Source organism: Flavobacterium sp. GSP6, assembly GCF_003984855.1.
Classification (GTDB): domain Bacteria; phylum Bacteroidota; class Bacteroidia; order Flavobacteriales; family Flavobacteriaceae; genus Flavobacterium.
The window spans coordinates 56,771-70,605 of sequence record NZ_RYDO01000008.1; the positions used below are offsets into that span (position 1 = coordinate 56,771).

General features: G+C 35.7%; 10 protein-coding genes and 1 other RNA gene. 6 read left to right on the top strand and 5 right to left on the bottom strand.

Annotated elements, in window-relative coordinates; all coding sequences use genetic code 11:
* Positions 1 to 40: 40 nt before the first annotated feature.
* Positions 41 to 1,294 (bottom strand): DEAD/DEAH box helicase, encoded by a 1,254-nt coding sequence (locus tag EKM03_RS09725; RefSeq protein ID WP_126453388.1) that lies wholly within the window; start codon positions 1,292 to 1,294, stop codon positions 41 to 43.
* A 111-nt stretch (positions 1,295 to 1,405) separates the two neighbouring features.
* Positions 1,406 to 2,443, bottom strand: coding sequence for a formimidoylglutamase (locus EKM03_RS09730; protein ID WP_126459968.1), 1,038 nt, complete (start codon positions 2,441 to 2,443; stop codon positions 1,406 to 1,408).
* Positions 2,444 to 2,543: 100 nt separating this feature from the next.
* On the opposite strand from EKM03_RS09730, the gene EKM03_RS09735 reads away from it, so the two are divergent.
* A complete protein-coding gene (locus tag EKM03_RS09735) occupies positions 2,544 to 3,428 on the top strand; it encodes a hypothetical protein (protein WP_126740291.1) in 885 nt (294 codons plus the stop codon).
* A 48-nt stretch (positions 3,429 to 3,476) separates the two neighbouring features.
* On the opposite strand, the gene hutI is transcribed toward EKM03_RS09735, so the two are convergent.
* Positions 3,477 to 4,715, bottom strand: a complete 1,239-nt coding sequence (gene hutI, locus EKM03_RS09740) for an imidazolonepropionase (protein WP_126562190.1) — start codon at positions 4,713 to 4,715, stop codon at positions 3,477 to 3,479.
* A gap of 11 nt (positions 4,716 to 4,726) precedes the next feature.
* Positions 4,727 to 5,803, bottom strand: coding sequence for a glutaminyl-peptide cyclotransferase (locus EKM03_RS09745; RefSeq protein WP_126562189.1), 1,077 nt, complete (start codon positions 5,801 to 5,803; stop codon positions 4,727 to 4,729).
* 86 nt (positions 5,804 to 5,889) lie between these two features.
* Between EKM03_RS09745 and ffs the strand changes: the two genes are divergently transcribed.
* From ffs to fsa, 3 genes are all read left to right on the top strand, one after another.
* Positions 5,890 to 5,987: signal recognition particle sRNA small type (gene ffs, locus EKM03_RS09750), an RNA gene on the top strand.
* 111 nt (positions 5,988 to 6,098) lie between these two features.
* Positions 6,099 to 6,902: an SDR family oxidoreductase gene (locus EKM03_RS09755; protein ID WP_126568945.1), complete on the top strand. Its 804-nt coding sequence runs from the start codon at positions 6,099 to 6,101 to the stop codon at positions 6,900 to 6,902.
* 140 nt (positions 6,903 to 7,042) lie between these two features.
* Positions 7,043 to 7,699, top strand: a complete 657-nt coding sequence (gene fsa, locus EKM03_RS09760; RefSeq protein WP_126740293.1) for a fructose-6-phosphate aldolase — start codon at positions 7,043 to 7,045, stop codon at positions 7,697 to 7,699.
* Positions 7,700 to 7,819: 120 nt separating this feature from the next.
* On the opposite strand, the gene EKM03_RS09765 is transcribed toward fsa, so the two are convergent.
* Positions 7,820 to 9,481: an MFS transporter gene (locus EKM03_RS09765; RefSeq protein WP_126740295.1), complete on the bottom strand. Its 1,662-nt coding sequence runs from the start codon at positions 9,479 to 9,481 to the stop codon at positions 7,820 to 7,822.
* Positions 9,482 to 9,827: 346 nt separating this feature from the next.
* Here EKM03_RS09765 and nagB point away from each other — a divergent pair, with 346 nt between their 5' ends.
* Positions 9,828 to 11,765 (top strand): glucosamine-6-phosphate deaminase, encoded by a 1,938-nt coding sequence (gene nagB, locus EKM03_RS09770; protein ID WP_126740297.1) that lies wholly within the window; start codon positions 9,828 to 9,830, stop codon positions 11,763 to 11,765.
* A gap of 24 nt (positions 11,766 to 11,789) precedes the next feature.
* Positions 11,790 to 13,817, top strand: coding sequence for a beta-N-acetylhexosaminidase (locus EKM03_RS09775; protein ID WP_126740299.1), 2,028 nt, complete (start codon positions 11,790 to 11,792; stop codon positions 13,815 to 13,817).
* The last annotated feature ends 18 nt before the right edge of the window (positions 13,818 to 13,835 follow it).

The window sequence follows — 13,835 nt, forward strand, 5'->3', positions numbered from 1 at the left end:
AAAAAGTGATTTATTACAGATGTAAGTCAGTATAACGAATTTAATACCAGCGTTTTTTATTTTGTTTGGAAACCTCTGATTTTCTTGATTTATGAGCTCCACCACTGCGGTTTGAGTTCTTTTGAGTTCCCGCGGGAGCGGTTTCAGGACTTCCTGAATGCCAACCGTATGGGTGATCACTTACGGTTTTTACATCTACTTTTATTAATTTCTGAATGTCTTTCCAATATTGGTGCTCATCTTTGCTACAAAAAGAAATTGCAACACCTTCATTTCCGGCACGACCGGTTCTGCCAATTCGGTGTACATACGTTTCGGGAATATTGGGTAAATCAAAATTAATGACAAATGGTAATTGATCAATATCAATTCCTCTGGCTGCAATATCAGTAGCCACTAAAACATTCACTTCTTTATTCTTGAATCCTTCTAAAACGCGTTGTCTGGCATTTTGAGACTTGTCACCATGAATCGCTTCGGCAGCAATATCGTGTTTGCGCAATGCTTTTACAACGTTGTCAGCTCCGTGTTTTGTTCTTGAAAAAACCAAAACATTAGACAGTTTTTCGTTCTTAATTAAATGATACAGCAAATTTCTTTTTTCTGCTTTTTCAACAAAATATACGCGTTGTTCTACGTTTTCAGCTGTAGAAGAAACAGGAGATACGGTAACTGTTGCAGGATCTTTCAGAAACATTTCGGCTAATTCTCTTATGGCCATTGGCATTGTAGCCGAGAAAAATAAGGTTTGTCTGTTATTAGGGGTCAGTTTTACAATTTTTTTGACATCATTTACAAATCCCATATCCAGCATCTGGTCCGCTTCGTCAAGGACTAAAGTATGCAAATGGTCTAAATCGATGAAACCTTGTTTGACTAAGTCTAGCAAACGTCCTGGAGTAGCAATCAGGATATCAATTCCTTTTTTTAGCATTTCTACCTGTGGCACTTGAGAAACGCCACCAAAAATAGTAAGTTGCACTAAGTTTGTGTATTTTCCATATTGGTCAAAATTTTGTCCAATTTGAACGGCCAATTCTCGGGTTGGGGTGATGACTAAAGCACGGATTGGACTTGCTTTTTTAGAGGACCCTACTATTCTATGCAATTGATGAATAATAGGAATGGCAAATGCGGCCGTTTTTCCGGTACCGGTTTGGGCACAACCAATCATATCTCTACCTGATAATACGATTGGAATGGCTTGTTCTTGTATTGGAGTTGCTTCTAAATAGCCTTGTTCAAATACGGCTTTTTGTATACTTTTTGAAAGTGATAAATCTTCGAATAACATATTTTAAATATTAAATATCATGTATTAAGTACATAGATAGTGCTGCAAAGGTAGTGTTATTTATCGATTAGGTTAATAGGTATTCGTTTAAGCAATTTATCATTTAACCAGTTAGACAATCTGCTGGTTCGATTTAATAAAATCAGTCACCAGATAGCCTATCAGTTTACCTATTAAATGATTGTTTTTTTCTTCGCCTAAATCCGGTGCGCCTTCACAAATGTGTAAATAGGCAGCATTTTTATTTTTGGCAAAATAGTATATAAATTGCCTAAGTTGCTCCACAGAGTATCCACTCATAGTCATGGCACTGCAGGCAATATTAGGAATAGCATCCAAGTCGATCTCTATTCCAAAAAAATCATCATTTATAAATTCCGAAGCGAGCGCCATTTCCTGATCAAAGTTTTTTTCTCTTCTAATACTTACACTATCATAGGTGTTAAAACGAACTCGATCCTCTATTTTCTTAATGATATCCAACACACTTTTTGAAGTGTAGTTTTCATGTAGTCCAAAAATAAAATATTTTTTCAAAAAACCTTCTTCATAAGCATACGAAAAACCATTGCCACTGTGACGTCCTTCTATAATCCTAAAATCAGAATGCGCATCAAAATTGATTGCATTAATAGGTTTGCCTTTGGCGAGTGCAGTTCCTTTTATATTTCCGTATGAATTATTGTGTCCGCCACCAATGATTATTGGAGTTTTACCTGATTTTATAATGTTAAAAATGATATGAGAGACATCTTTGTCTATTTTTTCAACTAATTGGCTTAACTTAAAACGATCATCAATATCATTAAAATCAAGGTGTTCTACTTCCTGCATTTTCTCACTTACGTCTAATTGCCCTAAAACAATTAACTGACTTCCTTTACAAAAACGATTGTGCTGAATATTAGCGATACTTTTTATGGCACTGTCCCAAGCTGAAGCCGCCCCGGGTCGGCCAAAATTAGCTCTTATTCCAATGTCTTCGGGAATACCAAATAATACATATTTAGCCTCACAGGTTGTTAGAAAATCAATTGAATCAACATCTTTTGGGATGGTTATCATTTTTTCTCCAAACTTTATCTCGCCACTTCTGTGGTTCGTAATTTTTGCAAGATCATGAATTGTAAAGCGTATAATTTTTTCCATTAAAAAAAATATTTTTTCCCAAAAATAATATAAATGTATCAACTTGCGTTATTCATTAGTTATATATTGTTAAATTTGTAGAAATTAAATTAATTAAAAGATGGAAAATCAAAAAAGCAGTTCAAGTCTTAAGGCGGTTATAGCAGTGTTGGCTATTTTATTAGTGGGGAGTTTGGTTTACATTTTTAAAATGACTTCCGACGCAGATACCGTTAAAACAGAATTGAAAACTACATTGACCGAAAAAGAATCGGTTATGAAAGATTTGCAGGAATTAAAATCAACGTATGATGCCGCAATTGCTGAAAACACATCCATGTCTGATGAGTTAATTCAAGAAAGAGATAAAGTAGTAAACTTGATGAATGATTTGAGTAAGTCCAAAGGGGATGTAGCTTCATTATCTAAATACAGAACTCAATTCAATGCTTTGCAGGGAAATATGAAAGTTTTAATGGCTGAAAATGAAGGGTTGAAAAAAGAAAACACAACCTTAACTACACAACGAGACAGTACTGTAGTGGTCTTGGGAGAATCTAAAAAATACAACGAAGTATTAGTTGGACAAAACGAAGAATTATCTAAAGCGGTTGAAAAAGGATCTAAATTAACGGTTTTAAATACTAGAGGAACAGCTTTTAAATTAAGAAGTTCTGGAAAACAAATTGAAACAGACAAAGCAAGTAGAGCCGATGTTTTAAGAGTTAATTTTACGATTGCTGAAAATCAAATTGCTAAGTCCGGTGACAAAATGTATTACGTACAAGTAATTGACAGCAAAAACAATGTTTTAGGAGACAAGAAAACGGAAAATTTTGGTGAGAATACGTTAACATACAGTTTTGCAACTAATGTGAAATATGAAAACAAAACAATTCTAGTTTCTGAGGATTTAAAAGGGAAAGATTTTGCTAAAGGAACGTATTTTATCAATATTTTTAATAAAGATGTTTTAGTTTCAAAAACAAGTTTTGTGTTGAGATAATCAAAAATTGAAATAATTAGGAAAGAGGAACGTGCTGTTCCTCTTTTTTTATGAAATAATTTCACCTTCAATCAGTACCGTTTCAATTAGAGTACTGCCAAAAGCGTATGGAAGCTGGTAATAGGATGTAATGGGTTTTGTAATAATTAGATTTGCTTTTTTGCCAATAGTAATGCTTCCATGAGTTTCAGAAATTCCCATGGCGTAAGCTCCATTTATTGTGGCAGCATTGATGGCTTCTTCGGGAGTCATTTTCATTTTGATGCATGCCGTTGCTACAACAAAATTCATGTTTCCTGAAGGAGTAGAGCCCGGATTGTAATCCGTTGCAAGGGCAATAGGAAGTCCTGCCGCGATCATTGCTCGTGCGGGAGTGTAGGGAATGCTTAAAAAATATGAGCAAGAAGGCAATGCAACAGGCATTGTGTCGGTATTTTTCAACGCTTTGATATCTTCCGGTTTCATAACCTCTAAATGATCTACTGATAACGCGTTGTATTCAATTCCTGCTTGAATTCCGCCAATTGAGTTGAACTGATTGACGTGAATTTTTGGCTTTAAGCCAAATTTAATTCCGGCTTCCATAATTTTTCGGGTTTCTTCAACAGTAAAATAACCCGCTTCACAAAACACATCGATGAAATCTGCCAGTTTGTTTTTGGCAATTTCAGGAAGCATATCGTTGATAATTAAATCGATATAACCTTGATGGTTTGTTGCATATTCCAATGGAAAAGCGTGAGCACCCAGAAAAGTTGCTTTTATAGTAATGGGATAATTTTTTGATAGCCGCTGAACCACTCGAAGCATTTTCAATTCTCCATCCAGCGTCAAGCCATATCCTGATTTGATTTCTACAGCTCCGGTTCCCAGTTGCATGACTTCCTCCAGACGCACCTTGGATTGGTTATAAATTTCATCTTCGGGAGTTTCGTTGAGTTTTGTAGCTGAATTTAAAATTCCACCACCACAATTGGCGATTTCTTCATACGACAAGCCATTAATCCGATCTACAAATTCCTGTTCTCTATTTCCCGCATACACAATGTGCGTGTGACTGTCACACCATGAAGGTAAAACTATTTTGCCAGTGGCATCAATTATTTTGTCAGCATGTAATTCCGGCAAATTATCCATTGATCCAAAATCAGCAATCAGGTTGTCACTAATGACCAAAAAGGCATTTTTGATGGTGGGAAGAATTGCCATTTCAGCACCGGAAACTTTAGCAATAGCAGTTTCCCTAATCTGGAGTAATTCTTTGATATTGATAAGTAGCGTTGTCATTTTATATAAAATTATTCAGAAACTTTGATTTCAAACATTTTATCCCAGTTTTTTCCGGTCACAAAAATGGTTTTGGTTTTTGGGTTGTAGGCAATTCCGTTTAGGACATCTGTATCAGGTAATTGGGTAATTTTTTTCTTCAAATCAGCAAGATTGATAATTGCTTCAACGGCTCCATTTTTAGGATTGATGACTGCAATGGCATCTTTCTGGTACACATTTCCATAAATTTTACCATCAATCCATTCGAGTTCATTGATTGCTTTTATTTTTGTTTCAAAGGAATATACGTTCAAGTAATCTACTTCTTTGAATGTGATTGGATCAATGATCCAAATTTTTTCGGTTCCGTCTGATTGGTATAAATAAGTTCCGTCATTTGTCAATCCCCAACCTTCAATTGATTTGAAATAGGGGAACGTTTTTTCTTTTTTGAAAGTATCAGCATTATACACATATCCTTCATTGTTTTGCCAAGTCAGTTGGTATACTTTGTTGTTGAGAATCGTAATTCCTTCCCCAAAATAATTGTCAGCCAGTTCTACTTTTTTATATACTTCTCCAGTTTTATAGTTTGTTTTTCTTAAACTCGAAATCCCTTTTATTCCAGAACTGTTTCCAGAACCGTTTCCAGTTCCTTCATACAGCGTGTCACGGTAAAACTCTAATCCTTGCGTGTAGGCTTGAATGTCGTGCGGATAGGTATTTACAATGGTATATTTTAATAGTTTTGGTTGAATGCCGGAAACTAATTCTACTCTTCCAGTAGCCTCAGCGGTTTGTCCTTCATAATAAACAAGGGCTTTCAGGTCTTGGTTTCCTAATTTTTGATCTTTTAATTCCAATGATAGTTTATCAAGACCTTTCTTAGAAGCAATTTTTTTATCATTGACGTAGTAAATAATGCTATCTACTTTTTTTGAATTGGGATTCAAAACCGCTAAAGAAAGGACTTCTTGTGGGGTATATAATGCTGAAAATTTAGAATTATCAAAGGTAAATAAAGTGTTTTGGCCTTTTTTTTCCTCGTTGCAACTTGCTAAAGTGATTCCTAATAAAATGATAGATAGGAAGTTATGATTTTTCATTGTTTGAATTTTTGATACCCCAATATAACGTTATTTTTTAATGATTAAAGCTCTTGTAAAAATATAAAAAGATTGTATATTTGCACCGGCAAGTCCTACACGACCAGCTCCTGCAGACTCCCCCAGGATGGGAACATAGCAAGGGTACGTGGTTGAGCGGTGCGATGTAGGTCGCTTGCCATTTTTTTAATCTAAATTTATTTCAGATTCTTTTCTAAATTCACACAAATAAGTAGTCTTCCTTCGGGAGGATTTTTTTATTTTTGGATCTTTCGTACAATAAACATCAATAATCATGAATAAAGTAGTTTTAATAACAGGCGGTTCTTCAGGAATAGGGAAATCTATTGGCGAATTTTTACACCATAAAGGTTTTGTTGTGTACGGAACTAGTAGAAATCCGGAACGAATTTTAAATTCGGTTTTTCCTCTAATTGCTTTAGATGTTCGGGATTCGGATTCGATTCATGCAGCTGTAGCCAAAGTGATTGCGACCTCCGGAAGGCTTGATGTTGTCATTAACAACGCTGGTGTTGGGATTACGGGACCATTGGAAGAAATTCCGATGCATGAAATTAAGAATAATTTTGAGACTAATCTTTTTGGCCCAATTGAAGTAATGAAAGCAGTGTTACCACAAATGCGTACACAACAATCAGGATTAATCATCAACGTGACTTCTATTGCGGGATATATGGGTTTGCCGTATCGAAGTGTTTATTCTGCTTCAAAGGGTGCCCTTGAACTCATCACTGAAGCGTTGCGAATGGAAGTGAAATCCTTTGGTATTCATATTACGAATGTGGCACCGGGAGATTTTGCGACAAATATTGCTTCGGGACGTTTTCATGCTCCGGTGCTAAAGGGTTCCGCTTACGAAACTCCGTACGGAAACACCTTGAAAACGATGGATGAACATGTGGACAGCGGCAGTAATCCAAATGAAATGGCTGAAGCGGTCTATCAGATTATCCAAACTCCAGAACCTAAAATTCATTATAAAGTGGGCGTTTTTATGCAAAAAATTTCAATTGTTTTGAAAAGAATTTTACCAGATAAAGTATATGAAAAAATGCTGATGAGCCATTATAAGTTGTAATTTTGCACCGAATTTATTAGCGTGAGGGATTACAGTGAAAATCCTTTTATTTTTTCTTTAAAAAATAAAAGATTGAAGCGGAAAGCCCGACCCTTGGGTCACGCCCAAAGAATTAGAAACACACAATTAAATTATATAATATGAAATTTTTTATTGACACGGCTAATTTAGCTCAGATTAAGGAAGCACAGGCGTTGGGCGTTTTGGATGGTGTTACAACTAATCCAACATTAATGGCAAAAGAAGGAATCACAGGAAAAAACAACATTTTGAAACATTATGTTGACATTTGTAATCTTGTTGATGGTGATGTTAGTGCCGAAGTAAATGCTTTGGATTACGACGGAATGGTAAAAGAAGGTGAAGAGTTGGCGGATTTACACGAGCAAATCGTGGTAAAATTGCCGATGACTAAAGAGGGAGTGATGGCTGCTAAATACTTTTCGGATAAAGGTATAAAAACAAATGTAACTTTAGTATTCTCGGCTGGTCAGGCTTTATTGGCTGCTAAAGCGGGAGCTACTTATGTTTCTCCGTTTATTGGTCGTTTAGATGATATTTCTACAGACGGTTTGGCTTTGATCGAAGAAATAAGATTAATTTATGATAACTACGGTTACGAAACTCAAATTCTGGCTGCTTCAGTGCGTCACACGATGCACATTGTAAACTGTGCGAAAATTGGTGCTGATGTGATCACCGGACCACTTTCTGCCATTTACGGCTTATTAAAACACCCATTGACTGATATCGGATTGGCGCAATTTGTGGCTGATTTTGAGAAAGGAAATAAATAAAAAATGCTCGGTGAGCCATTTTGAGTCTCAGCGAATTGAATAAAAAAATCCCATTTCAAATTTGAAATGGGATTTTTTTTATTGGTTTGGTTTCAATATGGTTTGGTATTATATTTTTGATTAGTGTCCGCCACCAACTTCTACTTCTTTTCCGATTCCTTGTTTTTCCAAAATTCCAATTACTTTCCATCCGTAGAATGCGATGAATGCGAAACATAAAACAGGAATGAAGTAAGAAGCATGAATTCCTATAATATCTGCCAGTTTTCCTTGTAATGGCGGGATAATACCACCACCCAAAATCATCATCACCAAGAAGGCTGAACCTTGGGAGGTATATTTTCCTAAACCTGCAATTGCTAATGAGAAAATAGAAGGCCACATGATACTTAAGAATAATCCACCGCTCATGAAAGCAAAAATAGCGATTGTACCCGTAGTGAATAAACCAATAAGCATGGCTGTCATTCCCATTAAACCAAAAATCATTAAGGTTCTAGACGGTTGATCTTTTCCTAAAAAGAAACCAGCGATTTGGAACAAAATTACAAATGCATAAGCATATAAAGGTGTTACATCTTGTCCGGAAATAGCGTTAGCGGCTAATACGACTCCAAAAGCTATGTAAGGAACTACGATAAGTAAAATTTTCTTTAGTTGAGATGACGGGTTGAAAACTGTAATGGCTCCTGCCCAACGCCCAATCATTAAGCTTCCCCAATACATAGACATATAGGGCGCTAAAGCAGGTCCAGCTATTGAACCAAAATCAGCAGTCACCAATAATTCACCAAGGTTACTTCCTATAGTTACCTCGACACCTACGTAAGCGAAAAGGGCTAACATTCCCAAAACTAATTGTGGGTATTTCATGGCTCCCCATCCTTCAGGATTTTTTTGAGCCGTTGTATTGGCGAAAAATAATCCAATAACAACTACCAAAAGTGTAGAAACCGTTAAGGCTAATCCTAAGTAATCTTTTTCTTTGTTCTCGATAAAACGAGTAATAAATTCAGCATCTTCATAACGGGAAAAGATATAAGCAAAAATGGCAACCAAAATTACAGTGATCGCAATTAGTGTTTTCATTGCTTTATTCGCCGTTTCAAAAGTAGAATCACTTTTTCCGGCCGGTAACTTTTTAGAAAAATGGAATAAGGCTGCTGCCAATAAAAAGAGTCCTCCAACAAATACATAAAGGATTCTCATAGAATCTAATGAATCTGGTTTTTGAGCAAATTCTTCGATATTAACTCCTGCAATAACACCAAACAAGGCGATAGAAACCACTATCGGTCCTATTGTGGTGCCCAATGAGTTGATTCCACCAGCAAGATTTAGTCTGCTTGATGCTGAATGTGGTTCGCCCAGTGAAGCAGCAAACGGCTGTGCCGATGTTTGTTGCAGTGAGAAACCAAGAGCTACAATGAATAATGCACCAAGAATAAACAAATAACTTCCTTGTGTTACCGCTAAAATCATAAGCAGAGCTCCAAACGTACTTATCAATAATCCGTAAATAATTCCTTTTTTGAATCCCCAACCGTTTAAAATATCTTTTTTGGCGATACTGCTAAAAATAAAAAGCAATAAAGCTCCGATATAATAAGCCCCATAAAAAGCAAAATCGATAAGTTGACTTTGAAATTGGTCTAAGCCAAATTTAGCTTTGCAAAATGGAATAAAAATTCCGTTTGATGCTCCAATAAAACCCCAAAAGAAAAATACGGTTATGAGCGTGTAAAGCGCGGAATTGTTAGACTTTGTTTGTTCTGAATTCATAAGTATACATTGGTTAATGATTAAAACTAAATACTTTTATAGCTGTAAGACCGTAAATATATTTGTTAAGTAAATTAAAAAAAAATAATTTACACTAAATATTGTTATAATTATTGAATCACCACGTTTTATTAAAAAATGATGCTTTTTTTTTAACCTTTTTGCTAATTCTAAAACGACGGTAACTTTGAAATTGGGATTAAATGTACTTTATCCATAGAAATAGTTTAAGATTTTCATAATCTCCATTTTTTTGGATACTCGGAGCAATCTAATTTATGTTATTTTTTATTTTTCTTACTCTTTTAAAAAAACTATCTTTATAATTCAGTATAAAAAATACGATATGAAAAGTGATTTAGAAAGAAAAAAAGATATCAGTTATGAAAGTGTCGGTAAATTTGAAGAAACACGATTTGAAAAAATTCATAATAAAATTTTCAAAAATGCTTCAGAAGCGTCTTTATTAGTTGCTCAGGAAATCGCACAATTGATTCTATCTAAACAAGCTGAAAACAAAGTTTGTATCCTTGGCTTGGCCACGGGCTCGTCACCTATAAAAGTATATGAAGAATTGGTCCGAATGCATAAAGAAGACGGACTTAGTTTTAGCAATGTAGTCACTTTTAATCTGGACGAATACTATCCAATGAAAAAAGAGAACCACCACAGCTATCATTATTTCATGCATGAGCATCTTTTTAATCATATTGATATTAAACCGGAAAATATAAATATACCGGATGGAACGATAGCTATTGAAGAGCTGAATCAATACTGTATTGATTATGAAAATAAAATAAAAAATGCCGGCGGACTTGATTTTCAATTGTTAGGAATTGGTCGTACGGGTCACGTTGGGTTTAATGAACCAGGTTCCCACATTAATTCTGGAACCCGAATAATTACACTGGATTATATTACCAGAGTCGATGCTTCTTCTGATTTTAATGGCATTGAAAACGTTCCTAAAAGAGCCATTACGATGGGCGTTTCTACGATTCTTAAATCCAAAAGAATTATTTTGATGGCTTGGGGCCAAAATAAAGCCGATGTCATAAAAAGAACTGTTCAAGGCGATATTAGCTCTGAAGTTCCTGCGACATTTTTGCAAAATCATGCTAATGCTACGTTCGTTTTAGATCAATTGGCAGCTTCAGAATTAACCCGTTTCAAAACACCGTGGTTAGTGGGCGAATGTATTTGGACTCAAGAGTTAAAAAGCAAAGCAATTGTTTGGCTGTGTCAAAGTACCAATCAATCTATTTTGAAATTGACCGACAGAGATTACAATAATAATGGAATGTCTGATCTTTTAGCATTAGAAGGTTCAGCTTACGACTTGAATATAAACATGTTCAATGTGTTGCAGCACACCATAACCGGATGGCCAGGAGGTAAACCTAATACTGATGATTCCCATAGACCGGAAAGGGCTAATCCTGATAAGAAAAGAGTGATTCTTTTTAGTCCGCATCCAGATGATGACGTGATTTCCATGGGAGGAACTTTTTCTAAATTAATAAAACAAGGACATGATGTTCATGTAGTGTATCAAACTTCAGGAAACATCGCTGTTACAGATGACGAAGCCTTAAAATTTGCTGAGGTTTGTACTGATTTCATTGGAGATGCTAAAACTAAAATTGATTTTCAATCCGTTATTGATTTTTTGAATAATAAGTCAGAAAATCAAATAGATTCTCTTGAAGTTCGGAAACTTAAAGCACTTATCAGACGCAGAGAATCGTATGCAGCCGTTCGATACATTGGGTTAAATGAATCGAATATCCATTTTCTGGATATGCCTTTTTATGAGACGGGACTAATAAAGAAAAACCCAATCCACGCGGATGACATTGCTATTGTAAAAGCGATTATCGAAAAAATAAAACCGCATCAGGTTTTTGCCGCTGGTGATCTTGCGGATCCGCACGGAACGCATGAAGTTTGTCTTAATGCTGTTTTTACTGCTATGGCAGCGTTGAAACCACAATCGTTTATGAATGATTGCTGGCTGTGGTTATATCGTGGTGCTTGGCATGAATGGGAAATTCATGAAATAGACATGGCAGTACCATTAAGTCCAGAAGAAGTAATGCTAAAAAGACACGCAATTTTATACCATCAATCGCAAAAAGACCGCGTGATGTTTCAAGGTAATGATTCCAGAGAATTTTGGGTGCGTGCCGAAGACCGCAATAAACATACAGCAAAATTATATGATGATTTAGGACTGGCAGAATATGAAGCCATCGAAGCTTTTAAACGTTTTGACTATTAAAAACATATTGAATACCTATAAACTATGAAATACTTTTTGATCCTATTATTAGTAAGTTTTGTTTCGAATGCACAAATTACCACCGAGCAATTAAACCTGATGCCTTGGCCACAAAATATAAAGTTGACCGCTGGCACTTTTGCTTTAAGCAAAAAATTTAAAGTGAATATTACCGGGAATCCTAATCCCAGAATTTTTATAGGCGCAACCAATTTCCTGCGACGATTAGATGGCAGAACGGGATTGTTTCTCGAACAAAGTTTTTTGACAGAAGTCAACGAAAGTCCGGAAGCTGAATTGCAGATAAATTGTGTTCGCAACGGAAAAATAGAAATTAATGAAGATGAAAGTTACGAATTGAAAATTGCTTCTAATCAAATAACCATTAATGCCACAAGTGATTTAGGGGCTTTGCATGGTTTGGAGACGTTATTACAATTGCTTCAGAATAATAGTACGTCATTTTACTTTCCGGTTGTTGAAATCTCGGATTCGCCACGTTTTACCTGGAGAGGCCTGATGATTGATGCGGCAAGACATTTTCAACCGGTAGATGTTATCAAAAGAAATCTGGACGCTATGGCTTCGATGAAAATGAATGTTTTCCATTGGCATTTAGCCGATGATCAAGGTTGGAGAATTGAATTAAAAAATCATCCAAAATTGACAGAATTAGCCTCAGATGGAAATTTTTATACTCAGGAAGAAATTAAAAATATTGTAAAATATGCTGATGAAAGAGGGATTCTGGTTATTCCTGAAATAGATGTTCCTGGACATGCATCGGCATTGCTGACTGCCTATCCTGAAATAGGAAGTAAAGTAGGTGAGGGGGAAATCACGTATGAAGTACAAAGAAATTCAGGGATTTTCAATGCGACTTTAGACCCTATAAATCCAAAAACCTACGAAGTTTTAAGTTCGATTTTTGATGAAGTGTGCCCGTTATTTCCAAGTAGTTATTTTCATATTGGAGGTGACGAAAACAATGGGAAGGAGTGGAATGCAAATCCTGCTATTCAGCAATTTAAAAAGGATAATAATCTGGCCAGTAATCATGATTTGCAAACTTATTTTAATATGAAGTTGATTCCAATCTTGAAAAAATACAACAAAAAATTAATGGGTTGGGAAGAAATAATGACTGAAAACATGTCTAAAGACGCCATAATTCATGCTTGGCGAGGAACTAACGAAGGGCAAGAAGCCGGTGGAGCATTGATCAAAGCTGCAAAAAGCGGTTACAATACAGTGTTGTCAAATGGATATTATATTGATTTGATGCTTGGTATTGAAAGTCATTATTTGAATGATCCCATACCCAAAAAGATAATTCTTAGTCCAGAGGAAAAAGCAAGGGTTTTAGGAGGAGAAGCAGCGATGTGGAGTGAACTCGTAACGCCATTAAATATAGATTCCAGAATTTGGCCACGAACCGCTGCGATAGCTGAGCGATTATGGTCTGATGAATCTGTTACCGATATGAACAGCTTACGCAAAAGGTTGAAAACGATTTCTTTTCGATTAGAAGAACTCGGAATTGATCACATAAGAAACAAAGAAGTGATTTTAAGAAACATCAGCAACAATCAAGATACACGTGCATTGAATGATTTTTCAAACCTTTGTGAACCACTGAAAAATTACAAACGTAATGGTGGCGGAAAGAAATACCGCATGCATTCTCCGTTGACCTTATTTGCGGATGCTTGTAATGCGGATGCTTCGGAAGCACTAGATTTTAATGTTGCAGTCAATACATATTTAGCAAATAAAAGCAAGGAGAATAAAGGGATAGTGACTGACTTTTTTAAGAAGTGGATCGTCCTAAATTCCGATTTAATTGCTTTAAGTGCCAATGCGCCGCTGGTGCAACCTCTTTTGCCCTTGTCTAAAAGTTTGAGTGATGTATCCCAGCAGCTATTGCTTTTAATAGATAAAAAACAAAAAGTAAGTCAAACTGTATTGGAAGATTTATTAGAGAAATGCAATACCAGAAGTCCCGCCGATGTAGAATTAGCAGTTTACGGCAGTTTAAAAAAATTGTTGTAAACAAGAAAAGTAACATTG